The following is a 23,020-nucleotide window of genomic DNA, read 5'->3' on the forward strand; positions in this document are numbered from 1 at the left end:
AATGCTCGGCGGCCTCAACCATTTGACCCTTGCAGTCAGCGACCTGGATCGCAGCCTGAGGTTTTATCGCGAGATGCTGCAGTTGCGCGTTGAGGCGACGTGGGACGCCGGCGCCTATTTGTCGTTGCCGGGGCTGTGGTTGTGTCTATCGCTGGATCCGCACCGCAATATTGCGCACAGCGCCGATTACACCCATTACGCCTTCAGCCTGGGTTCAGCGGACTTTGCGGTCTTCGTTCAATCGCTAAAAGCCGCCAACGTCAAAGAATGGCGGGACAACCGCAGCGAAGGTGCGTCGTTCTACTTTCTCGATCCCGATGGCCACAAGCTTGAGGTCCACGTCGGCGATCTCGCTTCGCGGCTGGCAGCGTGTCGGCAAAAACCGTACGCCGGCATGCGTTTTTACGACGAGCAGTGATCAGCCGCAATCGGCTGATATAGACTGACGGCCACGTGTTCTGGCGCTTGCAGGGTTTCCATGACTCCATCGTTATTAATGGCCGTGCTGGCCTCGGGTTTCATTTACGGCATTACGCCGGGGCCGGGTGTGCTGGCCGTATTTGGCATTGGCGCGGCGCATGGGCGGCGGGCGGGGGCGGGGTTTCTTTGCGGGCATCTGCTGGGCGATGTGGTCTGGTGCAGTACCGCGTTGATCGCGATTGTCGGCGCGCGGGAAATCGGCAGCACTGCGTTCGACGTGCTTGGCGTCCTCAGCGGTCTGTACCTGTTCTGGCTCGGCTGGCGTGCAGTGCGTGCCCAGCCTCGCAGCGGTGACGAACCGCAAGGAGCGGCGCGTAAACCTTTCTGGCACGGCATTCTGTTCGGATTGACCAATCCCAAGGCTTATCCGGTGGCAGTTGCAACGTTTACCGCGCTGCTGTCGAGCCGCGCGGAGCTGCTCAATTGGTCGATGCTGCCAGCGCTGATCGCCCTGAGTTTCCTCGGCGGATTGCTTGCCTACGCTATTCTGATTGGCGTGGTCGGCGCGCAACGCGTGCGCACGCTGTATCAGCGTCATGAACTGTTGATCACGCGTTTGTGTGGTGTGATGTTCATCGGTTTTGCCATCAATGCGCTGATGCATGCGCTGCCGGGGCTGATGCCGAACAAGGCTTGATGTTGTTTGCAGGGACGCGCGAACCCAAGGTCAGGGATGGTTGATGAGTGCTGTATTGCCCGGACACCCACGCTGAACCATGGAAAGCCGAAACTCCGCGCCGTTGGCGAGTTACATCGACCTGTTGCTGGACGCCGTTTGCGCGGTCGACAAGCAGGGCCGGTTCGTTTTTGTCAGTGCTGCCTGCGAGCGGGTTTTCGGCTACACGCCTGAAGAGCTGATCGGCCGGCCAATGATCGAATTGGTGCACCCGGCTGATCGCCAGCGCACCCTCTCGGCCGCCAGCGAAATCATGGGCGGCGAGCCGAAACATAATTTCGAGAACCGCTATGTGCGCAAGGACGGCAGCGTCGCGCATATCCTGTGGTCGGCGCGCTGGTCGGAAGTTGATCAACTGCGCATCGCTGTCGCCCGCGATATCACCGAGCGCAAACAGGCTGAGTCGCGGCAAGCAGCGTTGTATGCAATCTCTGAGGCCGCCCATGTCGCCGAGGATTTGCTGGCGCTGTTCAAGCGTATCCATCTGATCATTGGTGAATGGTTGCCGGCGCTGAATTTCTCCGTGGCGCTGTATGACGAACATTGCGCGCAACTGAATTTTCCCTATCACGTTGACGATCACGAATTGCAGCCCGAGCAGCCCGGAACCGTCACCGGGCGCTTGTGTGCGGAAGTTATCCGTAGCGGTCAGCCGATTCTTCTGACGCCGGACAGTGCGGATTCCCCAGCTGATTTTGCCGAGTTGGTCGCCGGGCAGGATTCACCCTGCTGGCTGGGCGTCCCGTTGAATTCGAAGAACGGCACCATCGGCGCACTGATCGTCAAAAGCCTGCCCGGCGGCGAACGCTACACCGAGCAGGACAAAGAACTGCTGCAATACGTCTGCGCCCAGGTCGCCACCGCCATCGAACGGCAACAACTGCATGCGCGGCTGCGGCGGATGGCGCAGTACGACCAACTGACGCAATTGCCCAATCGCGAGTTGCTGCGCGACCGATTGAAAGCCGCGCTGGCCTGCGCGCACGAGCAGTCGGGACACATGGCATTGCTGTATGTCGACCTTGATCGCTTCAAGCAGGTCAACGACACCTTCGGTCACGCAGTGGGCGATATGTTGCTGCAAACCGTGGCCAACCGCCTCAAGGGCTGCGTGCGCGAGACCGACACGGTCGCGCGGATCGGTGGTGATGAATTCGTGGTGCTGCTGCACAGCGTGCACGCTGCGGAAGATGCCGACAGCGTTGCGGAAAAAATCCGACAGGTGCTGGTGCAGCCCATGCGTCTGGATGGCCATAACCTGCATATCGAACCGAGCATCGGTGTCGCTCGTTTTCCAGAGCATGGCAGCGAGGAAGAGCAACTGTTCCGTCATGCCGATCAGGCGATGTACGCCGCCAAACGGCTGAACCATCACGCGCTCAACAGTTGATCGGGTTCACCGTTCGTCGCAGCGCCGGCAACTTTTCTAAACCTTTGCCCGTCAGAAAATTCCTAATCTAGGCGGGCACCTGCTCGCCACGATCATTACCAAGAGGTAGAGAATCATGCCTAATTCAAGAAACTCGAACTCGGGAAACTTCGCCAACGATCGAACGAAGGCTTCTGAAGCCGGTCGCAAAGGTGGCAAAACCACCACCACGACGGTCGATAAAGAGCCAAAACCAGACATGGGCCGCAAGCCCGCGCAGAAATCGAAGTAGTCGGTGAAGGTTGTTTTGATTGAGAGGCGGGGGCGTAAGCTCCCGCTTGAATTTCGCAAGAAGGAGGGCGCGACCATGAACCTGATGGCCACCCGTATACGCAATGCCAGTATCGCAACCTTGCTGGGCCTGTGCGCCACCAGTGTGTTTGCCCAGTCGCCCGCCGAATTCATCAACGATGCGTCCGCCAAAGGCATGGCCGACATTGAAGCCAGCCGTCTGGCGCATCAGAAGTCCGAGTCCAAAGAGGTCAAGGACTACACCATCGTCGTGATCAACGACCGCACCACGGCCAATCAGCACTTGGCGAAGATCGCCAAGAAGCTCGACCTGCCTGTCGCGCCGCGTGAAGAAATCGCCGACAAGGCCAAAGAATTGATGCCGCAAGTGACCGATGGAGCCACCTTCGACCAGGCCTACGCCGCCAGTCAGGTGAAGGCCACTGAAGAGGCCATAGAGCAGATTCAGCAGGAAGCGCAGAGCACCGACGTGCCGGAGATCAAGGCCTTCGCCGACGAGACGTTGCCGAAGTTGCAAAACCATCTGCAAATGGCTCGTGCTTTACAGGCTAGCCGCTAAGCAAGATCAAAAGATCGCAGCCTTCGGCAGCTCCTACATTCATCCGTGTAGGAGTTGCCGCAGGCTGCGATCTTTTGCTTTTCAGCATTCATTCAAATCCTGCTTCGGCTTACTTTTCTCACCCAGCCCCTCCAGATTGAACACTTCCCCTTCGCCCAACGCGCGGTAATGCTTGCGCAGCGCCTCCAACTGCTTCAAATCCAGCGCCTCCAGCCCAAGCATCGCGTTCTGCGCTTCTTTCGTCACGAACAGCAACTCATCGATTTTCAAATGCAGAATGTCGGTATCGCGGTTCTGTGTGTTTTGAATCAGGAAAACCATCAGGAACGTGATGATCGTCGTCGAGGTATTGATGATCAGTTGCCAGGTATCGTTGTAATGAAAAATCGGCCCACTCAATCCCCAGAGTCCGATCAGGACCAACGCGCCCATGAAGGTCTTGGGGCTACCGGCCCACAGAGCGAGCTTTTGGGAAATTTTTGCGAATTTCATAGCCGTGTTCCTTATTGGGGGAGTGCCTGAGATTGAGACACTGACGGCTTTGAGAAAATTCTACCGGCATCTCCTGCCTTTCGATAAAAGCCAAGAGGCATTGCAGCAACTTGAGGGCGAAACTTTCATTGTGCGGGTTTGTGGCTAGTATCAAGTGGCAATCAAATTGCCAGTAGCTTTAACACGGATAGAAATCAAGCCAGAGGCCCCTCATGGAATTCTTCGAAAAGTTAGCCAGCCTAGCCGCCAAAGTTCGGCTGCAGAGCGCTGCAATCCAGACGGAAGAAGCAACGAAAAATGCGTTCGTCATGCCATTCATCAGCACGGTTCTGGGCTACGACGTTTTTGACCCCACCGAGGTGACGCCCGAATTTGTCTGCGATATAGGTACGAAGAAAGGCGAGAAAATTGATTACGCCATCATGAAGGATGGTGAAGTGCAGATTTTGATTGAGTGTAAAAAGATCGGTGAGCCGCTACACATCAATCATGCTTCGCAGCTGTTTCGGTACTTTCATGTGACCAGCGCGCGTATCTCGATTCTTACCAACGGTCAGGTCTACAAGTTTTTCACTGATCTGGACGCGCCGAACAAGATGGATGAAAAACCATTTCTGGAGCTGGACCTTTTAGACATTGATGAATATTCGGTTCCTGAGCTGATCAAGCTGACCAAGTCGGCTTTTGATGTTGACTCGATCATCAGCGCCGCGGGCGAATTGAAATATGTCAGCCAAATCAAAAAGGTTATCGCGGCGCAGGTCAGCAAGCCGGATGATGACTTTGTGAAGGTTTTTGCGTCTCGTGTTTACGACGGCGTGATCACCCAAAAAGTACGTGAGCAGTTTCACGAGTTGACACGTAAAGCGGTCGTGCAATTTCTGAATGACCAGATCAATGACCGACTTAAATCTGCGATGAGTGGTGCGATCCAGCCAGCATTGGCTTCGCTGCCGTCCGCCACTGCGGGTACTGATCCAGTAGATCCGCGAGACGAATCAGATGACAAGGTGCTGACAACCCTGGAAGAGCTTGAGGGATATCACATCGTTCGTGCGCTCGTTCGCTCGGTGGTCGATGCGAAGCGAATCGTTCAGCGTGATACGCAGAGTTACTTTGGCATTCTGCTGGATGACAACAATCGCAAACCGATCTGCCGGTTACATTTCAATCGATCCCAGAAGTACATCGGCATCTTCGATGAGGAAAAAAACGAAACCCGTCATCCAATCAGTTCAATTGACGACATTTATGAGTATTCGGACCATTTGAAGAAAACGGTCGGGTATTACGATTGATAGAAAAACCGGCCATCAGGCCGGTTTTTTTGGGGTCGATTATTCTGTGATCTTCAAGTCTGCGACCCAGTGGAAATATCCCATTGCCTCACACTCGACGGAGGTCGCCCGAATCATGAGATCCAAACTGTTGGCGATGGGCCGTCGAGCGGTCTGACACCCTTTGCAATTCAGTCGCTCTGGAACTGCTCGCTGCGCTACCTGTATCGTGACGAACCGCTGGAATGTCCCGACAGGAGAACGCAATGAGTTGGTCCGCCAAACAATACGTCGCTTTCGAAGATGAGCGCACCCGTCCGGCCCGCGATCTGCTGGCAGCGATCCCCACGGCAGATGCGCGATCGGTGGTCGATATCGGTTGTGGTCCCGGTAATTCGACGGAGTTGCTGGTGCAGCGTTTTTTAGAAGCCACGGTCAGCGGTCTGGACAGTTCGCCCGACATGATTACTGCGGCGCGCAAGCGCTTGCCGCAGTTGCAGTTCGATGTCGCCGAGATAGATATGTGGGCCGATGCCGGGCCGTTTGATGTGATCTTCGCCAATGCCGTGCTGCAATGGGTGCCGGATCACGCGGCGTTGCTACCGACGCTGGCGAGCAAGCTTTCGGCGGGTGGCAGTCTGGCGATCCAGATGCCCGATAATCTCAACGAGTCATCCCACCGTCTGATGCGTGAAGTGGCCGCGAATGGCCTGTGGGCGAGCAAGCTTGCCGGCGCTGCGGGACAGCGTACCGACATGGCGAGTGCCAGCGATTATTTCTCGATGCTGCGGCCACACTGTTCGCGGGTCGATGTGTGGCGCACCACCTATTATCACCCGTTGGCCGGTGGGGCGGCAGGGGTGGTGGAGTGGTTCAAGGGCAGTGGCTTGATTCCGTTTTTGAGTCCGCTCGACGAAACGGAAAAGGCGCAGTATCTGGCGCAGTACCAGGCGGAAGTCGCGAAGGCTTATCCCGCATTGACGGATGGTTCGGTGCTATTGCCGTTCCCACGATTGTTCATCGTCGCGACTCGCTGAAATAAATTGGACCATTGTTCGGCTTGAGATTTTGGGTGCGGTGCGGACTCCCCCTCACCCCAGCCCTCTCCCGAGGGAGAGGGAGCCGATGCGTGTCGCTTCCAAAACCTGAGTTCGCCTCGATTTCGCACGTCGGCGTAGATCGTACTGGCACTGCGGTCAGTCCCCTCTCCCTTTGGGCGGTCCGACGTTTCGGGAGGGTTAGGGTGAGGGGCTTCTCAAGGTGCAAACCCGCTCAGCGTTGCACTGCCACCAGCAGCATCATCGGCCGCTCGCGCTCTTCCGCCAATGCCGGTTGTGCCGCGACTTCGGTATCGTTCGGTCCCCATTCGTTGACGTGGCGAATGGCGAACCCGGCAGCAATCAGCGAATTAAGCAGCGTCCCCATCGTACGATGCTGCTTGATCACACCTTCGGCCAGCCAGTTGGTCACCCGTTCACCTTCCATCTGGTAGCTGTCCAGCGGCCAGCGCTTGTTGCCTGCGCTATCAATCAACCAACCCGGGTTACGCGGTGCCATGAAGATCGGATGCTCGATGGAAAAGACAAAGTGCGAACCCGGTTTCAGCGCCGTATAGAGGTGAGCAAACAGCCCCGGCAAATCCTTGATGTAATGCAGCGCCAGTGAGCTGTAAGCCAGATCAAAACTGCAGGCTGGCAGATCGAGCTGTTCCAGATCGCCGCGCTCATAACGAATGTTCGCCGCCGTCGTAGATGCCCGCGCCCGCTCCAGCATCTTCTCCGAGACATCCAGCCCCAGCACGCTGTCCGCACCATTCTCTATGGCCCAACGGCTGAACCAGCCATAACCGCAACCCAGATCCACCACGTTCAAACCGTGCATGGACGGCAACAACGCTTTGAGCGCCGGCCACTCCGGCGCCGCGTCGAGGCCGCCGATCGAGCGGTTCATCTGGCTATAGCCCTGGAAAAATTCGGGATCGTCATAAATGTTTTGCGTCATGGTGAAGGCTCTTCGATAAACAGCAGGTTTGTTTCAGCCTTGCTGCAAAACCTTCAAGGCTGCTGAGGCAAGAAACCCGGAACGGCTTTTCTCTTCAGGGTGATGCAACACATATTCATCAATACGATTGAGCAAGTGCCCTGGCAATGTGATATTGAGTTTTTGGGCTTTGCCCAAATATTTGATCACATCTATATCCACCACGGCCCACGCACAACCCGCGTACTTCGGATTGACTACATGCAGGCTCAGTTTGCTCGCGGGTGGGATCGGTGTGCCGTCCTCGGCGAGAATTTCGAAATGACCCTCAATGGCCTCACGAGCCATGGCGACGGCATCGTCCAGATCTTCTCCTGCGGAAAAACAACCTGGGATGTCCGGCACCTCGACGCCCCAAGCATGTTTGTCATCACCCATTGAAATCGCGATCGGGTAGAGCATATTTACTGTCCTCCATGGTGCAACGAACTGAGTGATTCACAACAATGCCTGCTGCAAAATGCTGATGGCCGTTTTCTTCAGCAAATCCTTTTTCGGATCTTGCACGGTAATCAGTCCAGGTAGGCTTAAGGCGATCGAAATATTGTTGTGTTTCGGGGCTTTGCGCGCACGTCTCGCTCAAATCCCAGACACAAAAAAACCGGCCCTGTAGGCCGGTTTTTTCTGTTCCTGCATCCCCCGTCAAAAAACACAACGTGAGACAAAATCTGAGTGGAGCGGGTAGAGGGAATCGAACCCTCGTCGGAAGCTTGGGAAGCTACTGTTCTACCATTAAACTATACCCGCTCAGAGCGGCTGACTTTGTACCAGACTCGGCCACGGATTTGAAGTTTTTCTTTTACTCATGAAGGCTTTAAATCACTGAAACCGGTCAATCGCGGGCGAGCCCTGCGGGTCGGTAAACCAAATTCCCTACCTTGCAGCCTCGCTCGCGACGACACTTTTTCAAATGGCCAATGCATGTTGATCCTGAACAAACGAGTAACGCGTTCGGCTGGTCTGCTGTGCCGGTTTGAGGAATCCGAGCAAGGCATTCTGGCTATCGCGGCATGCGGCCTTGTGCTCCATGTCGAGAAAGTGCCCGGTGGCTTGCAGCGTGGTAAACGTGCTTTGCGCCACATGGTTGCCGAACAGGCGTGCATCTTCGGCCGCGGTGTATTCGTCCCATTCGCCGTTTAAAAACAGCACCGGTACGTTGATCTTTTTCGCCGCATTCAAGTAGCACTGGCGATCGCTGTGCAGCACATCGCTGATGTGGAAATGCATCTGCCCGTATTCGTGCTCGGCCAGGCTGCTGACGTGGCGATAATTGAAGCGTTTGAACAGTGACGGCAAGTGTTTGCCGATGGTGTTGTTGACCAGATGGCCGACCCGGTCGCCGTCGCGCTGACCGAGGTAATCGACGCCGCGTTCGAGGTAATCGAGCATGTGCGCGTTGATCACCGGCGAGAACGAACTGATCACGGCCCGTTCAATCCGCCGTGGCTGATGGGCGAGGGCGACCAGGGTCGCGGCGCCGCCCCAGGAAAACGACAACACGTGTTCGGCGGCGAAGTGGTCGATCAGCTCCAGCAGAATCTGCCCTTCGACGTCCTTGGTCAGGTGCTTCTCGTGGCGATTGTGCGCTTTCGACCGGCCCGCGTAGGGCTGGTCGTAGCAAACCACGTTGAATTGCGGGTGCAGGTTTTTCACAGTCTGTGCAAACGACGCAGTCGTGGCCATCGAGCCGTTGACCAGAATGATGGTCTTTTCTGCGGCGTCTGCGCGATAGAACTCCGTGTAAACCCGATACTGACCCTGTATATCCAGCACAGCGATTTCTGGCCTCATGTCATAAGACTCCTGGCAAGCAAGCGGGTATGCGCGCAAATAGAGATTGCACGAGCTTTGTGACAGGTAGGCATACGCCTGGAGTTTTGAAGCCCATGTCGATCCGGAACGGCAGGTCGACGGGTGTTGTTATTGGCGGGCAGTCTGCCGGGGGAGGTGGAGTCTGGTGGCTCTCCGACCGGCAAAAAGTTTCTTAGAAGTATGTTGTGACTTGTCGGTCACAATTTGGCCGACGTCCTGATTCAAGCAGGGGAGGCAGGATCGCGCAAGTGCCGTTGGTAAATTGTTCGACAACTTCTGCTGAGCGGTCGCGGGCTTAGAACAAATGAATCTCTTCGGTGCGCAAAGCGCGGTACTCGCCCGGTTTTAGCGCGCTGTCGAGCAATAGCGGGCCTATCGATTCGCGGTGCAGACGCACGACTTTGTTGTTGAAGTGGCCGAACATGCGCTTCACCTGATGGTAGCGACCTTCGACGATACTCAACCGCGCCGAGCACGGGCCGAGCAGCTCCAGCTGCGCCGGTTGCGTGGTCAGGTCCTCAAACGCAAAGTAGATCCCCTCGGCGAAGGTGATCGCATATTCCGCGCCAATCTCCTGCTCGGTCTCGACGTAGTAGACCTTCGGCAATTTGGTCTGCGGCTGGGTCAGGCGCCGCGACCAACTTCCGTCGTTGGTGATCAGCATCAAACCGGTGGTGTTGAAGTCCAGGCGTCCGGCGATGTGCAGGTCGTCCTTGTCCGGTTCATCAATCAGGTCGAGCACGGTCGGGTGTTGCGGATCGCGAGTGGCGCTGACGCAGCCTGGCGGTTTGTGCAGCATGAAATAGCGCGCCGGCTTACCGCTTTGCAGGACTTCGTCATCGACTTCGACGCGGCTGAATTCCAGCACTTCGCTGTGCGGATCGCTGACGACTTTTCCGTCAATCCGCACGCGCTTTTCCACCAGCAACAGGCGAACCTGCTGACGGTTGTAGCGGGGCAGGTTGCTGAGGAAACGATCGACGCGCATGTTCAGAGTTCAGTGAAAGAAGGGCCGCGCATCTTACGGGATCGAGCGCTTGGCCGCTTGCAACTGCGCCTCGACCTGCGCGCAACGCGGGCACAGGCAGGATTGGTTGCGCAGCTCTGGCGGCAACGCTTCGAGCACGGACGGATTGATAGTCACGCCGTAGCACCAGCATTCGCGATCAGCGGTGCGCGGGTCGGCCAGGCTGCAGTCGTTGCGGGCGCCGCAGGCTGGGCAATGGTCGGGTTTAACGTCGGATTCAGGCATAAGTCGAGTGAGGCATTTCCACGCAGGTGCGGTTGCGGCCGGATTGTTTGGCCCGATACATCGCATGATCGGCCCGCGACAGCAGGCTGTGCAAGGTGTCATCGCGTTGCAGGGTAGTGACGCCGATGCTCACCGTCAGACTAAGTGCGTGGCCGTTGTAGGTATATTCCTGGCGTTCGACGTGTTCGCGGATTTTTTCGGCAATGTTCTGGCCGGTGTCACCGTCGGTGTCCTTCAGTAAAACGATAAATTCCTCACCGCCCCAGCGACAGACGATATCGGCGTGGCGCAGGCAGCTTTGCAGATCGAGGGCAAAACCGATCAGCACTTGATCGCCGGCCATGTGCCCGTAGGAATCGTTCAACACCTTGAAGTGATCGAGGTCGAGCAGCAACGCCGTCAGCGGTTTGGTTTCGCGTTGTGCTTCGTGCAAGGCCTGCGCGGCGAGAATGTCGAAACCGCGGCGGTTGGGCAGTTCGGTGAGGCTATCGAGGGTTGCTTGAGCCTGGATTTTGGTTTGATAGCGCTTGATCACGCGGTTGAGTAGCGCCAGAACACTGAGCGTCACCAACAGGCAGATCAGCAGGTTGAGGTAGAGCGACTGACGGATTTCGCTCAAGGCGCCGTCTTCGCGTTTATCCACGAACAGGTACCAGTTCAACTCCGGAATAAACCGCACGTTGAGAAAATGCCCCTGACCGTGAACGGAATATTCGTAGCTGCCGGTATGCGGTTTGGGCAACTGGCTGACCAGGCTTTTCATGCTTTCGAGTTCGCCGAGGCTCTGGCCGATGTGCGCACCTTGCGGGCCACCTTCTGCACCGGTCAGCACCAGCCGGCCAAAGGTGTCGACGAAATACACGCTGCGTTGATAGCGCTGTTGATACTTGTCGATCAATTTGATCACCGCATCCACGGTCAGACCGACACCGGCCGCGCCGATAAAACGGTCGTGGTAGTCGTAAACTTTGTAGTTGATGAAGAAGGTCAGGTTGTCCTTGTTGGCCAGATCCGGGTCGACGTTGATCTCGTAGGGGTCTTTCATGTCGCGGACGCGGAAATACCAGGCGTCGCGCGGTTCTTCCACTTTGATCTGCTTGAGCACGCCTTTGGCGTGGTAGTAGGTGAGGGTGCTGTTGGAGACGAAGAACGCGGTGTAAGCGCCGTAATGGGTCATGACCTCGTTGAGGTAGCGGGTCATCTGTTCGGGGTTTTGCTCCCCGTTTACCACCCAGTCGCGCATGAAGGTGTCGCGGGACATCATCGAGGAAATCAGGATCGGCCGGACCAGGTCTTTCTGGATTTCCGAGTACACCGTGTCGGAGGTCAGCGGCAGTTCAGTGTTGACGATGTTGTCGCGGATCGATGCGCGGGAGGCGTAGTAACTCAGCAGGGATGTGGCGAGGAAACCGGCGCCGAGCAGGGCGATCAACGTCAATACCAGCGAACGTTGGGAGTACAGCGCAGATCGATGCGGCATGGCAGTTCCGTTGGCAGTGGCCCGATGGCATGCATTCTAGTGGCACGGCGCGCAAATAACTGCTCCATGTGCGGCGCGAATGGATGCTCCTGTATTCGGGGGTATTGCATCAGAACCTGTGGGAGCGAGCCTGCTCGCGAATGCGGTATGTCATTCAACAATGATTTGGCTGATTCACCGCCTTCGCGAGCAGGCTCGCTCCCACTGGGTTTTGCGAGGGGGCGGACACCGCTGATCTGAAGCCGAGCGGCACTGGGCACTTGATTGCTCCGCACCAGTCAAACGTGTGTCGGCTGCTCTGTTCCGTTGCGGCCGTGGGTCTTTCAGGAGGCCGCCATGCGTATCCAGAAAATCTTGCTCGGTGCCGTTCTCGTTTTTGGTTTGTCCGGTTGTTACTACTACGCCGGCCCTTACGACGCTTACCCCGCCACCTACTACTCTCCCGGCTATTACTCGCCTTATTACTACGGCGGTTATTACGGTCCGCGTTACTACGGCGGCGGCCGCTATTACTACGGTGGCTACGGCTACCGAGGCGGCTACGGACGGGGTTATCACGGCGGCGGATATCACGGTGGTCACCACTAATCAGCAGCTGAATGACGGCGTTTTACCGATGAACAAGGTTTCATCAATCACTTGTTTCAACTTGTTGCAGGAACGCACCAGATTCGGAAAACGCTGTCAGATATTTCGTCAGCCACCGATTAAATGGCTGTCGCCTACCAGCGTCGCTGGTGTGGCCAACCCGCGGTCCAGGAGGCCGCCATGTATAGACGAATTCTTCTGCTTGCTGCGTTGATGTTTTCCGTTGCCGGTTGCGTCCCATACTCGTATGCGGACTCGTATTACAGCTCCGAGGTCTACACATCCCCCGCACCGGCTTACTACAACACAGGTGGCACCTATTACAGCGGAGGCAGCACGTATTACGCGCAACCCCGCTACTACCAGCCAGCACCGCGGTACTACCAGCAACCGCGTTATTACCAACCGGCACCGCGCTACTATCAGCCGGCACCGCGTTATTACGAAAGCCGTCGCTGGCACGGCAATGACCGCGGCAACTGGGACGGCCATCGTCGCGGCGGTTGGGACAACGACCACCGTGGACGCGGCAACTATGACCGACACAGCGGACGTGGCGACCACAACGGACGTGGCAACCGCTGGTAATCACCCACAAACGAAAAGCGGCGCATTGAGCGCCGCTTTTTTGTGCCCGGATTTTAATACTGCGTCAAATCCGCCAACGGATGCCGCCCCTCCCAGACTTTGTGAAAGTGCGCCTCAACCACCGCATCCGGCACATGGTTGATGTCCGGCCAATGCCAGTGCGGTTTCTGATCCTTGTCGATCAGCCGCGCACGAACCCCTTCGCTGAATTCCGGGTGCCGACAGCAGTTGAGGCTCAGGGTGTATTCCATCTGAAAGACTTCGGCCAGCGACATGTGCCGCGCCCGGATAATCTGCTCCCAGACCAGATGCGCCGTCAGTGGTGAGCCTTCGCTCATGGTTTTCGCCGCCCGTGCGATCAATGGATCGCTGCTGTCGCGTTGCAGGCTGATGGCTTTCCAGGCGCAGGCAACGTCGCTGACATCAAGCAGTTCGTCGATCTGCTGACGGCGCGGCAGCCACTGCGCTTCGGGCATCTGCGCGACGGCTTCCTGTTGCAGGGCCTTGAGCAGACTGTTGAGTTGCATGTCGGTCTGTTCCTGCCAGTTCAATTGCAGCAAGCCTTCGATCAGTTGCGGTTGCTGTTCATCCAGCAGAAAACGATCGGCCAGATCGAGATCGATCGCATCGCGCGCGTTCATGTGCGCGCCGGTCAGGCCCAGAAACAAGCCGAGCTTGCCCGGCAGACGTGCGAGAAACCAACTGGCGCCTACGTCCGGATACAGACCAATGGTGATTTCCGGCATCGCCAAGCGGCTGCTCGGCGTGACGATCCGCGTGCTCGCGCCTTGCAGCAAGCCCATACCGCCACCGAGCACGTAACCATGGCCCCAGCAGATCAACGGTTTCGGATAGGTGTGCAGGCTGTAATCGAGGCGATATTCCGCGCTGAAAAACTGTGCGGCCAGCGGCGGCACTTCGCCGGGGTGGGCACGGCAGGCTTCGACCAGGCTGCGCACTTCGCCGCCGGCGCAAAAGGCTTTGGCGCCATTGCCGCGCAGTAACACGCAGACGATTTGTGGATCCTTGGCCCAGGCGTTCAGTTTGTCGCTGAGGGCGTTGATCATCGGCAGGGACAGCGCATTCAGCGATTTTTCAGCATCCAGGCTGGCGATACCGATGCGGGCGCCGTCGGTGCCGGTGAGTTCTTCGAAGTGCAGATTCATCGTGACCTCGATCGGGAATTTGAACGATCAGTATGATCGTTGTGGGGGAAAGTGCCGGATCTGTGTCAGAGCAATTGACAAGCGTGGTCGGCTTTCCTAGGGTTCGCCCCATTGTTTTTGCCGGGTATGACCATGACTGCTGACGACCGTATCAAACTCGAACCGAGCTGGAAGGAGGCACTGCGTGCTGAGTTCGACCAGCCTTACATGGCAGAGTTGCGCCAGTTTCTGCAGCAGGAGCGGGCGGCCGGCAAGGAAATCTATCCGCCGGGGCCGATGATTTTTAATGCCTTGAACTCGACGCCACTGGATAAAGTGAAGGTGGTGATCCTCGGCCAGGACCCGTATCACGGCCCGGGCCAGGCGCATGGTTTGTGCTTCTCGGTGCAACCGGGCGTGCCGGCGCCGCCATCGCTGGTCAACATCTATAAAGAATTGAAGCGCGACCTGAACATCGATATCCCCAATCACGGCTACCTGCAGAGTTGGGCCGATCAGGGCGTGTTGATGATCAACACCACCATGACCGTCGAGCGCGCCAACGCCAATGCGCATAAGGACAAAGGCTGGCAGTTTTTCACTGATCGGATCATTGAATTGGTCAGCGAACGCCAGCCGCATCTGGTGTTCATGCTCTGGGGCGCGCATGCGCAGAGCAAGCAGAAACTGATCGACGCGACCAAGCATCTGGTGCTGACATCGGTGCATCCGTCGCCGTTGTCGGCTTATCGCGGGTTTTTGGGTTGCGGGCACTTTGGCCGCACCAACAAGTTTCTTGAGCAGAATGGCGAGACGCCGATCGAGTGGCGTTTGCCGCCGATTTGATCGTTTGACCAAGCTGAACCCTTCGCGAGCAAGCCCGCTCCCACATTGGTTTTGCGGCGTGCACATAACCAATGTGGGAGCAGCACCAACAAGTTTCTTGAGCAGAATGGCGAGACGCCGATCGAGTGGCGTTTGCCGCCGATTTGATCGTTTGACCAAGCTGGCCCCTTCGCGAGCAAGCCCGCTCCCACATTGGTTTTGCGGCGTTCACAAATCCAATGTGGGAGCGGGCTTGCTCGCGAAGAAGACAACTCGGTCTTGCAGACTTACTCGGGATTACGATTCCAGTACTTGAACAACGGCTCCGCCAGAAACAGCACAAACAGCAACCGCATCACCTGCATCGCCGTCACCAGCGGCACCGACAGTTGCAGCGTCTCCGCCGTCAGGCTCATCTCGGCAATCCCGCCGGGCATCATGCCCAGCGTCAGCGAACGCAGATCCAGATGCGTCAGCGCACTCAACCCCAACGCCGCCAGTGTCGCGATCAACATGGTCAACGCCGTGCCGATCAACGTGCGCCCCATGAATGAAGGCGCACGCCGGAAAAATTGCCGGTTGAAGTGACAGCCCAAACCGCTGCCAATCAACCACTGGCCAATCTGACTGCCGCCATCCGGCAAACCGATGTGCAGATCCCAGGCGATACTCACCGTGGCACTCACCAGCAGAGGCCCGAACAGCCAAGGATTGGGCTGACGCAAACGCTGCCAAAGCCACGCGAGCAAACCACCCGCCGGAAACAGAATCGCCAGCCAACGCCAATCGACGCTGCCAGCGTGGGCAATCGGGCTGCCGTCGCCAAGCAAATACTTGAACGCCGCCGGCACACACAACACCACCACCAACACCCGCAGACTCTGTCCCGCCGCGACGTGGCTGAGCATCGCGCCGTTGCGTGCGCCGAGGTTGACCATCTCTCCGGATCCACCGGGCATGCTCGAAAAAAACGCCGTGGCGCGATCTTCACCGGTGCGCCGCATCAGCCACACGCCGACTACCGCCGACAGGCTGGTGACCAGCGCACCGAAGAAGATCAAACCGAAGTGGCTGAGCACCTGCTCCATCACCACCGGAGTGAAGTGCAGGCCGATGCCGATGCCGACAATCCACTGGCCGCACTTGCGGCCGCCAGGGATTTCCGTGAGTTGCCAGGGGGTCAGGCAGCGTACGAGGATGATCGCCAGCAGCGAGCCGACCATCCACGGCAGTGGCCAGCCGATCTGGCTGGCGAGGTAACCGCCGAGCAGACCGACCAGCGGGGTTCCCCACCAGGACTTGAGGGAAGACCGATCAAACATCGGCGATGGCGCGTTGCGCGGCCGAACGTTTACGCCAGATGCGGATGATCGGCATCAGCAGCATGATCGCCGTGAGTACCCAGCAACCGAAGGTGATCGGACTCGACCAGAGAATCTCCAATGCACCGTTGGAGATCGACAGGGCACGACGCAGGTTCTGCTCCATCAGACCGCCGAGGATGAAGCCCAGCAGCAGCGGCGACAACGGGAAATCCAGCTTGCGCAGGATGTAACCGAAGATGCCGATGCCGATCATCAGGAACAGGTCGAACGTGGTGGCATGCACCGCGTAAACGCCGATCCCGGTAATGATCGCGATGACCGGCACCAGCGCCCAGTTCGGCACGGCGAGAATGCGGGTGAATACGCGGATCATCGGGATGTTGAGGATCACCAGCATGACGTTGGCGATGAACAACGACGCGATCAGGCCCCAGACGATGTCTGGTTGTTGCTGGAACAGCAGTGGGCCGGGAGTAATGTTGTACAGCGACAGCGCGCCAATCATCACCGCCGTGGTGCCCGAACCGGGTACACCGAGGGTCAGCATCGGCACCAATGCGCCGCACGCTGCGCCGCCGATGGCGGTTTCCGGGGCGGCGAGGCCACGGGCATCACCTTCACCGAACTTGCCGGTGGTACCGGCAATGCGCTTCTCGGTCATGTAGGCCACGGCGCTGGCAAGGGTTGCGCCGGCACCCGGCAATACGCCCATGATGAAACCGAGGACGCCGCAACGCAGGTTCACGGTGAATACCGATGCCGCTTCCTTGAAGTTGAACATCATGCGACCGGTAGCTTTCACCGCTTCCTGGCCGTGGTGGGTTTTTTCCAGCAGCAGAAGAATTTCGCTGATGGAGAACAGGCCCAGCACCAATACGACGAACTGAATGCCGTCGGTCAGGTGAATGTTGTCGCCGGTGAAGCGATAAACGCCGCTGTTGGCGTCGATGCCGACGGTCGAGAGGAACAGGCCGATCAACGCCGCAATAAAGGTTTTCAACGGCCGATCACCGGCCATGCCGCCGAGACAGACAATCGCAAACACCATCAACACGAAGTATTCCGCCGGGCCGAAGGCAATCGCCCACTTCGCCAGCAGCGGGGCGAACAGCACCATGCCGCAAGTGGCGATAAACGCACCGATGAACGAGCTCCACGCCGACAGCGACAGCGCCACACCGGCCAGGCCTTTGCGGGCCATCGGGTAGCCGTCGAGGGTGGTCATCACGGTGGAGGCTTCGCCCGGAATGTTCAGCAGGATCGAGCTGATCCGGCCACCGTATTCGCAGCCCAGATACACCGCTGCCAGCAGAATCAATGCCGACTCCGGTGGCAAGCCGAGTGCAAATGCGATCGGGATCAGCAACGCCACGCCGTTGATCGGACCCAGGCCCGGCAGCAGGCCGACCACGGTGCCGATCAGCGTGCCGCACAGCGCGGTCACCAGGTTGTACGGGCTCAGCGCGACGCCGAAACCCTGACCCAAATAGCCAAGAGTATCCATATCAGTTCTCCAGAACGCTGAGCAGGCCGAGAGGCAGCGGAACGTCCATCACACGGTCGAACAGCAGGTAAAGACCGATGGCCATCAGGCTGATGATCACCACGCTCGGCAACCAGCGGCCACCGTAGAGGCGAGCCATCGGTACGCCGGTGAGGATGCTGGCGACGATGAAACCGAGGGGTTCGAAGGTGCCGGCGAACACCAGCAACAGCACCACGCAGATGCCGATCTTGGTCAGGGTTTCGCGATCCAGCGGCGGCTCGTCATCACTGTGTTTGATCGCTGCCGGACGGAACACCATGTACAGCAGCGCCGCGCCCATCAGCGCAAGCATCAATAGAGGGAAGGCGCGCGGGCCGACGGGTTCGTAGGAAAAAGCCGCTTGGTACGGCCACGCCATCAGTGCCAGGCCGACGCAGACCAGCAACAGCATCGAGGCGAAAATGCGTTGTAAAAGTGTGGACATGACAAACTCCTGGGCCGTGCCCCCGTCAAGGGACATGGCCGTGGGATGCAGGGACGGTTACTGGATCAGGCCGAACTCTTTGGCCAGCACTTTGTAGTCCGCGACCTGCTTCTTCACGTAGGTGTCGAGTTCCGGGCCGGTCATGGCGAACGGGAACAGTTCACGCTGATCGCGCAGCTTGGCGAACTCGTCGGAGGCCAGCAGTTTGTCAAACGCGTCTTTCCACCAGGCGTAATCTTCATCACTGACTTTTGGCCCCAGGTAGAAACCGCGCACCACTGGCCAGACGATGTCGTAGCCCTGCTCGCGAGCGGTGGGGATGTCTTTCATTTCCGGCTCGTCGAGACGCTTGTCGGCGAACACCGCGAGCAGGCGCATGTCGCCGCTCTGGATGTGCGGCATGGAGTCGGAGATGTCGGTGCTGCCGACCTGGATGTGGCCGCCGAGCAGGGCGGTGGCGATCTCGCCGCCACCTTCGAGCGCCACATAGCGCAGGTCACGCGGGTTGATCCCGGCGGCCTTGGCGATCAGTGCGGTTTGCATCCAGTCCTGGCTGCCGACGGTGCCACCGGAACCGATGACCACCGAGCCTGGATCTTTCTTCAACGCCTGAACGAGATCGTCGAGGGTCTTGTAGGGCGAATCGCTTTTCACCGCGATGGCGCCGTAGCTGGTGCCAACCGCTGCCAGCCAGCGCACGTTGGTTTCATCGAAACGACCGAACTTGCCTTGCGCCAGGTTCAGCAGCGAACCGCTCGACCACGCGACCAGCGTGCCGGCATCGGCAGGACGTTGCGCGACTACTGCGTTGTAAGCCACCGCGCCGACACCGCCGGGCATGTAGGTGACGCGCATCGGTTTGCTCAGCAGTTTCTGATTGACCAGTGCGCTCTGCACCAGTTTGCAGGTCAGGTCAAAACCACCGCCCGGCGATGCCGGCGCAATGCATTCCGGACGTTTTGGTTCAGCCAGCAACTGGCCAGCAACCAGCATCATGCCGGCAGCCAAAGCAACTTTACGCAGTGAAAAATTCATTGGTCTCTCCACAGTTTTTTTGTTGTAAGGGCTTTTATGTAGGAGCTGCCGAAGGCTGCGATCTTTTGATCTTTTGATCTTTTGATCTTTTGATCTCCCGACCACAACACCAAGGCATTTCAATCAATTACCAAAGGGCAACGCTATAGCTCACCAGCAAACGCACTTCATCCGCATCGCGAGCCGAGTAATTGGAACGGTAAGTAGCATTCCTCAAACGCACCGCGACATCCTTCAAGGCGCCGCTTTGTACTACATATTTGATCTCGGTGTTGCGCTCCCACTCTTTGCCTTCTTCACCGTTCTTGAGCTTGATGTTGTCACCGCTCAAGTAGCGGCTCATGAAGCTCAGGCCGGGGATGCCAAACCTGGCGAAGTCAAAGTCGTAGCGAGCCTGCCATGAGCGTTCTTCAGCGCCGCCGAAGTCGTTGATCTGCACGAAGTTGACCAGGTACGGGTCGCTGCCATCGACGTAGGGGAAGGCGCTGTCGCCGGACATGTGCTGATAACCGGCGCTGAACTTGTGGCCGCTGAGTGCGTAGCTGACCAGACCGTTGAGCGAGCGGTTGTCGATCTCGCCGCCACGGGCCGCGCCTTGGTCATCACTGACGGCGAAACGCAGGTCGGTGGCAAACGTGCCCGGCCCCATCGGCCGCGAGGCAACGAGGCCAAAGAAGTGCTGGTTGTAGACTTCGTCGAGTTGCGCGAAGTGATAACTGCCGGTGATCCTGTCGGTGAACTTGTAGTCGACGCCGCCAAAATCGAAGTGTTTGCCGGCAGCGGTACCGGCGAAACGGCTGTTCTTGTTGTTGAGGGCGATGTCTTCGAAGTCGGTGCTGTCGCGATCCTTGGCTTTCTCCAGGCGTCCACCGGTGAACGTCAGGTTCTTGATCTCTTTGGAGGTCAGCAAACCGCCTTCAAAAGTCTGCGGCAGGATGCGTCCGTCGTTGGGTTTGAGGATCGGCAGTTCGGGAATCAGGCTGCCGATTTTCAGTTCCGTGGCGGAGATTTTCACTTTGCCGGTCAGACCCAGCTTGGAGTATTCGTCTGCTGCACGCCCGTCGTCATGGGTCGGCAACAGACCGGTGCCGGTGCGGTCCGGGCTTGAATCGAGTTTCACCCCCAGCATGCCCAGCGCATCGACACCGAACCCCACGGTGCCGTCGGTGTAACCCGATTGCAGATTGAGCATGAAGCCTTGCGCCCATTCGTCACGCTTGGACTGTTGAGCGCTGGTGCCATCGCGGAAGTCGCGGTTGAAATACATGTTGCGGGTTTCGAAAGTGGCGCTGCTGTCTTCGATGAAGTCGGCAAAACTCAACGGCGAAAAACCGGCAAGGGCGGCGGCGCTGGCGAGGGCGGTGTGGCTGAGACGGGAAGGGCGAACAGGCGTGGACGCCTGCGGCTGCATGGACGGCATGCGGGTGTACTCCGTTTATTGTTCTTATTGGTCGAAAACGCTTCGTGGCGTTTTTCGTAGCGCTGTGTGGCAGCAGCGACGGCAGCCGGGACTGTCCGTGGGCCGACTCTAACCGGCTAACCTTTCGCTAACCTTTCAGCTGACTTTCAGCGTTTTCGGGCTTCACAGCGCCAGTTGCGGCTGTAAACTCCGCGGCAAAGAGTGGCGTCGGCCATCCCTGAACGAGGTAAAAATCCATGCGTGTTCTGCTCGTCGAAGACCATCTGCAACTGGCCGAAAGTGTCGCGCAGGCGCTCAAGAGCACCGGTCTGACTGTGGATGTGCTGCACGATGGCGTCGCCGCCGATCTGGCCTTGAGCAGCGAGGAGTACGCGGTGGCGATCCTCGATGTCGGCCTGCCGCGCATGGACGGTTTCGAAGTACTCGCGCGTTTGCGCGCACGCGGAAAAAATCTGCCGGTGCTGATGCTGACCGCGCGCAGTGATGTGAAGGACCGCGTGCATGGCCTCAATCTGGGCGCTGACGATTACCTCGCCAAACCGTTCGAACTGACTGAGTTGGAGGCGCGGGTCAAAGCCTTGCTGCGGCGCAGTGTGCTCGGCGGTGAACGGCAACAGCGTTGCGGCGTGCTGGCGTATGACCTCGACACCCGGCGTTTCACCCTAGGCGAAGAGTTGCTGACCCTGACCTCCCGCGAGCAAGCCGTACTGGAAGCGTTGATCGCCCGACCGGGCAGGGTGATGAGCAAGGAGCAATTGGCTTCGCAAGTGTTCGGCCTCGACGAGGAAGCCAGCCCCGATGCCATCGAAATCTACGTGCATCGCCTGCGCAAGAAACTCGACGGCCAACCGGTGGCAATCGTGACTTTCCGTGGTCTCGGTTATCTGCTGGAAAGCCGCGATGCATAAGCCCAGCAGCCTGCGTTGGCGGTTGCTGTGGAACCTCGCGTTATTGCTGGTGGTGTTGATGCTCGCCAGTGGTTTGAGCGCCTATTGGAATGGACGTGAAGCGGCCGATACCGCGTATGACCGCACCCTGCTGGCCTCGGCGCGAACTATCGCAGCCGGGCTGTCGCAGCGTGACGGCAGCCTCAGCGCCGACGTGCCTTACGTGGCGCTCGATACCTTCGCCTACGACAGCGCCGGGCGGATTTATTATCAGGTCAACGATATTCATCAGAAGCTGATTTCCGGCTACGAAAACCTCCCCGGACCGCCGCCCGGCACCAAGCGCACCGACAGCTATCCAGCGCTTGCGCGGTTCTACAACGCGTCCTACAACGGCCAGAACGTGCGCGTGGTCAGTCTGTTGAAAGCGGTCACCGAACCGAACATGAACGGCATGGCGGAAATTCGCGTCGCCGAAACCGACGAAGCGCGAGTGAGCATGGCGCGCAGTCTGGCGGCCGATACGTTGCTGCGTCTGGGCATGCTGGCAATCGGCGCGTTGCTGTTGGTGTGGTTCGCAGTCAGCGCTGCGTTGCGCCCGTTGGAGCGTTTGCGCACGGCGGTTGAAGAGCGTCAGCCCGACGATTTGCGTCCGCTGCCGTTGGTCGAGGTGCAGCATGAGCTATGGCCACTGGTGCGTGCGCTCAATCATTTCACCGAGCGTCTGCGCGGGCAGTTTGAACGGCAGGCGCAGTTCATTGCCGATGCGGCGCATGAGTTACGTACACCATTGGCGGCGTTGAAGGCGCGGCTTGAGTTGGGTCTGCGCTCAACGGAGCCTGAGACCTGGCGCAGTACTTTGGAGTCGTCTGCGCAAAGCACTGATCGCCTGACTCATCTGGCCAATCAGTTGCTGTCGCTGGCACGCGTCGAAAACGGTGCGCGGGCGATTGCCGAGGGCGGGGCGCAGTTGCTCGATCTGAGCCAGTTGGCGCGCGAACTGGGCATGGCCATGGCGCCGCTGGCGCACAAGCGCGGGGTAGCGCTGGCGCTGGAGGCGGACGAACCTGTCTGGTTACGCGGTGAGCCGACGTTACTGAATGAGTTGCTGAGTAATCTTGTGGACAACGCATTGGCGCACACGCCACCGGGCGGCAACGTGATTTTGCGGGTGACTGCGCCGGCGGTGCTTGAGGTGGAAGACGATGGGCCGGGGATTCCGTTGGAGGAGCGTGATCGGGTGTTTGAGCGGTTCTACCGGCGTAATCAGCAGGTGGCGGGTTCGGGGCTGGGGCTGGCGATTGTCGGTGAGATCTGTCGAGCACATCTGGCCCAGATCAGTTTGCATGACGGTAAGCAGGCGGGGTTGAAGGTGCGGGTCAGTTTTATCGCCGGATGATGGGCAAATTGGCTTTTGTGGCGAGGGGATTTATCCCCGATCGGCTGCGCAGCAGTCGCAATTCCTCAATTTACGGTGTGTCAGGTAAA

At 58.4% G+C, this 23,020-nt stretch carries 25 protein-coding genes and 1 tRNA gene; 12 read left to right on the top strand and 14 right to left on the bottom strand.

Going from position 1 to position 23,020, the window contains the following annotated elements; genetic code table 11:
* Position 1: 1 nt before the first annotated feature.
* From fos to C2E19_RS08215, 5 genes are all read left to right on the top strand, one after another.
* Positions 2-418: a fosfomycin resistance glutathione transferase gene (fos, locus tag C2E19_RS08195; RefSeq protein WP_129390340.1), complete on the top strand. Its 417-nt coding sequence runs from the start codon at positions 2-4 to the stop codon at positions 416-418.
* 60 nt (positions 419-478) lie between these two features.
* Positions 479-1,117, top strand: coding sequence for a LysE family translocator (locus C2E19_RS08200; RefSeq protein ID WP_129390343.1), 639 nt, complete (start codon positions 479-481; stop codon positions 1,115-1,117).
* Between the two features lie 79 nt (positions 1,118-1,196).
* On the top strand, positions 1,197-2,546 hold the full coding sequence (locus C2E19_RS08205) for a bifunctional diguanylate cyclase/phosphodiesterase (RefSeq protein ID WP_129390346.1): 1,350 nt from the start codon (positions 1,197-1,199) through the stop codon (positions 2,544-2,546).
* 115 nt (positions 2,547-2,661) lie between these two features.
* The gene (locus tag C2E19_RS08210; protein ID WP_007911485.1) at positions 2,662-2,817 is read left to right on the top strand and encodes a KGG domain-containing protein; all 156 of its coding nucleotides are present in this window, start codon (positions 2,662-2,664) and stop codon (positions 2,815-2,817) included.
* Between the two features lie 75 nt (positions 2,818-2,892).
* Positions 2,893-3,396: a DUF4142 domain-containing protein gene (locus C2E19_RS08215; RefSeq protein ID WP_129390349.1), complete on the top strand. Its 504-nt coding sequence runs from the start codon at positions 2,893-2,895 to the stop codon at positions 3,394-3,396.
* Between the two features lie 81 nt (positions 3,397-3,477).
* Here C2E19_RS08215 and C2E19_RS08220 read toward each other — a convergent pair whose 3' ends face one another.
* Positions 3,478-3,888 carry a low affinity iron permease family protein gene (locus C2E19_RS08220; RefSeq protein WP_129390352.1) on the bottom strand — a complete coding sequence of 137 codons (411 nt, stop codon included), beginning with the start codon at positions 3,886-3,888 and terminating at the stop codon, positions 3,478-3,480.
* A gap of 212 nt (positions 3,889-4,100) precedes the next feature.
* Here C2E19_RS08220 and C2E19_RS08225 point away from each other — a divergent pair, with 212 nt between their 5' ends.
* Positions 4,101-5,186: a type I restriction endonuclease gene (locus C2E19_RS08225; RefSeq protein WP_129390357.1), complete on the top strand. Its 1,086-nt coding sequence runs from the start codon at positions 4,101-4,103 to the stop codon at positions 5,184-5,186.
* Between the two features lie 245 nt (positions 5,187-5,431).
* On the top strand, positions 5,432-6,202 hold the full coding sequence (gene tam, locus C2E19_RS08230) for a trans-aconitate 2-methyltransferase (protein ID WP_129390360.1): 771 nt from the start codon (positions 5,432-5,434) through the stop codon (positions 6,200-6,202).
* A 235-nt stretch (positions 6,203-6,437) separates the two neighbouring features.
* Here the strand turns inward: tam and C2E19_RS08235 are convergent, their stop codons facing one another.
* The 7 genes from C2E19_RS08235 to C2E19_RS08265 form a co-directional block, all read right to left on the bottom strand.
* A complete protein-coding gene (locus C2E19_RS08235) occupies positions 6,438-7,166 on the bottom strand; it encodes a bifunctional 2-polyprenyl-6-hydroxyphenol methylase/3-demethylubiquinol 3-O-methyltransferase UbiG (protein ID WP_129390363.1) in 729 nt (242 codons plus the stop codon).
* A gap of 33 nt (positions 7,167-7,199) precedes the next feature.
* Positions 7,200-7,607, bottom strand: a complete 408-nt coding sequence (locus C2E19_RS08240) for a type II toxin-antitoxin system HicB family antitoxin (protein WP_129390366.1) — start codon at positions 7,605-7,607, stop codon at positions 7,200-7,202.
* A gap of 271 nt (positions 7,608-7,878) precedes the next feature.
* Positions 7,879-7,952: transfer RNA gene (locus C2E19_RS08245), tRNA-Gly, on the bottom strand.
* A 159-nt stretch (positions 7,953-8,111) separates the two neighbouring features.
* Positions 8,112-8,996, bottom strand: coding sequence for an alpha/beta fold hydrolase (locus tag C2E19_RS08250; RefSeq protein ID WP_064119706.1), 885 nt, complete (start codon positions 8,994-8,996; stop codon positions 8,112-8,114).
* A gap of 316 nt (positions 8,997-9,312) precedes the next feature.
* Entirely contained in the window at positions 9,313-10,005 is a 693-nt protein-coding gene (locus C2E19_RS08255; protein WP_129390369.1) for a pseudouridine synthase, read from the bottom strand.
* Positions 10,006-10,038: 33 nt separating this feature from the next.
* Positions 10,039-10,269 carry a cysteine-rich CWC family protein gene (locus C2E19_RS08260; protein ID WP_129390372.1) on the bottom strand — a complete coding sequence of 77 codons (231 nt, stop codon included), beginning with the start codon at positions 10,267-10,269 and terminating at the stop codon, positions 10,039-10,041.
* Positions 10,262-11,749 carry a sensor domain-containing diguanylate cyclase gene (locus tag C2E19_RS08265; protein ID WP_129390375.1) on the bottom strand — a complete coding sequence of 496 codons (1,488 nt, stop codon included), beginning with the start codon at positions 11,747-11,749 and terminating at the stop codon, positions 10,262-10,264. Before C2E19_RS08265 ends, C2E19_RS08260 begins: the two co-directional genes overlap by 8 nt.
* Before the next feature lie 336 nt (positions 11,750-12,085).
* Here C2E19_RS08265 and C2E19_RS08270 point away from each other — a divergent pair, with 336 nt between their 5' ends.
* Positions 12,086-12,337 carry a hypothetical protein gene (locus tag C2E19_RS08270; protein ID WP_129390378.1) on the top strand — a complete coding sequence of 84 codons (252 nt, stop codon included), beginning with the start codon at positions 12,086-12,088 and terminating at the stop codon, positions 12,335-12,337.
* Between the two features lie 180 nt (positions 12,338-12,517).
* Positions 12,518-12,925: a hypothetical protein gene (locus C2E19_RS08275; protein ID WP_129390381.1), complete on the top strand. Its 408-nt coding sequence runs from the start codon at positions 12,518-12,520 to the stop codon at positions 12,923-12,925.
* Positions 12,926-12,978: 53 nt separating this feature from the next.
* Here C2E19_RS08275 and C2E19_RS08280 read toward each other — a convergent pair whose 3' ends face one another.
* Positions 12,979-14,091: an enoyl-CoA hydratase/isomerase family protein gene (locus tag C2E19_RS08280; RefSeq protein WP_129390384.1), complete on the bottom strand. Its 1,113-nt coding sequence runs from the start codon at positions 14,089-14,091 to the stop codon at positions 12,979-12,981.
* A gap of 132 nt (positions 14,092-14,223) precedes the next feature.
* Here C2E19_RS08280 and ung point away from each other — a divergent pair, with 132 nt between their 5' ends.
* Positions 14,224-14,916: a uracil-DNA glycosylase gene (gene ung / locus C2E19_RS08285; RefSeq protein ID WP_064119805.1), complete on the top strand. Its 693-nt coding sequence runs from the start codon at positions 14,224-14,226 to the stop codon at positions 14,914-14,916.
* A gap of 266 nt (positions 14,917-15,182) precedes the next feature.
* Here ung and C2E19_RS08295 read toward each other — a convergent pair whose 3' ends face one another.
* From C2E19_RS08295 to C2E19_RS08315, 5 genes are all read right to left on the bottom strand, one after another.
* Positions 15,183-16,217 carry an AbrB family transcriptional regulator gene (locus C2E19_RS08295; protein ID WP_129390387.1) on the bottom strand — a complete coding sequence of 345 codons (1,035 nt, stop codon included), beginning with the start codon at positions 16,215-16,217 and terminating at the stop codon, positions 15,183-15,185.
* Entirely contained in the window at positions 16,210-17,724 is a 1,515-nt protein-coding gene (locus tag C2E19_RS08300; RefSeq protein ID WP_129390390.1) for a tripartite tricarboxylate transporter permease, read from the bottom strand. Before C2E19_RS08300 ends, C2E19_RS08295 begins: the two co-directional genes overlap by 8 nt.
* 1 nt (position 17,725) lies before the next feature.
* The gene (locus tag C2E19_RS08305) at positions 17,726-18,190 is read right to left on the bottom strand and encodes a tripartite tricarboxylate transporter TctB family protein (RefSeq protein ID WP_129390393.1); all 465 of its coding nucleotides are present in this window, start codon (positions 18,188-18,190) and stop codon (positions 17,726-17,728) included.
* Between the two features lie 57 nt (positions 18,191-18,247).
* Positions 18,248-19,225, bottom strand: coding sequence for a tripartite tricarboxylate transporter substrate binding protein (locus tag C2E19_RS08310; protein WP_129390396.1), 978 nt, complete (start codon positions 19,223-19,225; stop codon positions 18,248-18,250).
* A gap of 127 nt (positions 19,226-19,352) precedes the next feature.
* Positions 19,353-20,645 carry an OprD family porin gene (locus tag C2E19_RS08315; RefSeq protein ID WP_129390400.1) on the bottom strand — a complete coding sequence of 431 codons (1,293 nt, stop codon included), beginning with the start codon at positions 20,643-20,645 and terminating at the stop codon, positions 19,353-19,355.
* A gap of 236 nt (positions 20,646-20,881) precedes the next feature.
* Between C2E19_RS08315 and C2E19_RS08320 the strand changes: the two genes are divergently transcribed.
* Complete coding sequence (locus C2E19_RS08320) at positions 20,882-21,553, top strand: response regulator (protein ID WP_038358340.1); 672 nt, start codon at positions 20,882-20,884, stop codon at positions 21,551-21,553.
* On the top strand, positions 21,546-22,931 hold the full coding sequence (locus tag C2E19_RS08325; protein WP_129390403.1) for a sensor histidine kinase: 1,386 nt from the start codon (positions 21,546-21,548) through the stop codon (positions 22,929-22,931). Before C2E19_RS08320 ends, C2E19_RS08325 begins: the two co-directional genes overlap by 8 nt.
* The last annotated feature ends 89 nt before the right edge of the window (positions 22,932-23,020 follow it).

This window comes from Pseudomonas sp. DTU12.3 (assembly GCF_004124275.1).
Classification (GTDB): Bacteria; Pseudomonadota; Gammaproteobacteria; order Pseudomonadales; family Pseudomonadaceae; genus Aquipseudomonas; species Aquipseudomonas helmanticensis.

What these genes read in the sequence shown, in the direction of transcription:
- C2E19_RS08215 (WP_129390349.1), top strand. Translation starts at nt 2,893, where the DNA reads ATGAACCTGATGGCCACCCGTATACGCAATGCCAGTATCGCAACCTTG.
- C2E19_RS08255 (WP_129390369.1), bottom strand. Translation starts at nt 10,005, where the DNA reads ATGCGCGTCGATCGTTTCCTCAGCAACCTGCCCCGCTACAACCGTCAG.
- C2E19_RS08210 (WP_007911485.1), top strand. Translation starts at nt 2,662, where the DNA reads ATGCCTAATTCAAGAAACTCGAACTCGGGAAACTTCGCCAACGATCGA.
- C2E19_RS08265 (WP_129390375.1), bottom strand. Translation starts at nt 11,749, where the DNA reads ATGCCGCATCGATCTGCGCTGTACTCCCAACGTTCGCTGGTATTGACG.
- C2E19_RS08300 (WP_129390390.1), bottom strand. Translation starts at nt 17,724, where the DNA reads ATGGATACTCTTGGCTATTTGGGTCAGGGTTTCGGCGTCGCGCTGAGC.
- C2E19_RS08310 (WP_129390396.1), bottom strand. Translation starts at nt 19,225, where the DNA reads ATGAATTTTTCACTGCGTAAAGTTGCTTTGGCTGCCGGCATGATGCTG.
- C2E19_RS08235 (WP_129390363.1), bottom strand. Translation starts at nt 7,166, where the DNA reads ATGACGCAAAACATTTATGACGATCCCGAATTTTTCCAGGGCTATAGC.
- C2E19_RS08295 (WP_129390387.1), bottom strand. Translation starts at nt 16,217, where the DNA reads ATGTTTGATCGGTCTTCCCTCAAGTCCTGGTGGGGAACCCCGCTGGTC.
- fos (WP_129390340.1), top strand. Translation starts at nt 2, where the DNA reads ATGCTCGGCGGCCTCAACCATTTGACCCTTGCAGTCAGCGACCTGGAT.
- C2E19_RS08205 (WP_129390346.1), top strand. Translation starts at nt 1,197, where the DNA reads ATGGAAAGCCGAAACTCCGCGCCGTTGGCGAGTTACATCGACCTGTTG.
- C2E19_RS08320 (WP_038358340.1), top strand. Translation starts at nt 20,882, where the DNA reads ATGCGTGTTCTGCTCGTCGAAGACCATCTGCAACTGGCCGAAAGTGTC.
- C2E19_RS08315 (WP_129390400.1), bottom strand. Translation starts at nt 20,645, where the DNA reads ATGCCGTCCATGCAGCCGCAGGCGTCCACGCCTGTTCGCCCTTCCCGT.
- ung (WP_064119805.1), top strand. Translation starts at nt 14,224, where the DNA reads ATGACTGCTGACGACCGTATCAAACTCGAACCGAGCTGGAAGGAGGCA.
- C2E19_RS08200 (WP_129390343.1), top strand. Translation starts at nt 479, where the DNA reads ATGACTCCATCGTTATTAATGGCCGTGCTGGCCTCGGGTTTCATTTAC.
- C2E19_RS08240 (WP_129390366.1), bottom strand. Translation starts at nt 7,607, where the DNA reads ATGCTCTACCCGATCGCGATTTCAATGGGTGATGACAAACATGCTTGG.
- C2E19_RS08305 (WP_129390393.1), bottom strand. Translation starts at nt 18,190, where the DNA reads ATGTCCACACTTTTACAACGCATTTTCGCCTCGATGCTGTTGCTGGTC.
- C2E19_RS08260 (WP_129390372.1), bottom strand. Translation starts at nt 10,269, where the DNA reads ATGCCTGAATCCGACGTTAAACCCGACCATTGCCCAGCCTGCGGCGCC.
- tam (WP_129390360.1), top strand. Translation starts at nt 5,432, where the DNA reads ATGAGTTGGTCCGCCAAACAATACGTCGCTTTCGAAGATGAGCGCACC.
- C2E19_RS08275 (WP_129390381.1), top strand. Translation starts at nt 12,518, where the DNA reads ATGTATAGACGAATTCTTCTGCTTGCTGCGTTGATGTTTTCCGTTGCC.
- C2E19_RS08220 (WP_129390352.1), bottom strand. Translation starts at nt 3,888, where the DNA reads ATGAAATTCGCAAAAATTTCCCAAAAGCTCGCTCTGTGGGCCGGTAGC.
- C2E19_RS08280 (WP_129390384.1), bottom strand. Translation starts at nt 14,091, where the DNA reads ATGAATCTGCACTTCGAAGAACTCACCGGCACCGACGGCGCCCGCATC.
- C2E19_RS08225 (WP_129390357.1), top strand. Translation starts at nt 4,101, where the DNA reads ATGGAATTCTTCGAAAAGTTAGCCAGCCTAGCCGCCAAAGTTCGGCTG.
- C2E19_RS08250 (WP_064119706.1), bottom strand. Translation starts at nt 8,996, where the DNA reads ATGAGGCCAGAAATCGCTGTGCTGGATATACAGGGTCAGTATCGGGTT.
- C2E19_RS08270 (WP_129390378.1), top strand. Translation starts at nt 12,086, where the DNA reads ATGCGTATCCAGAAAATCTTGCTCGGTGCCGTTCTCGTTTTTGGTTTG.
- C2E19_RS08325 (WP_129390403.1), top strand. Translation starts at nt 21,546, where the DNA reads ATGCATAAGCCCAGCAGCCTGCGTTGGCGGTTGCTGTGGAACCTCGCG.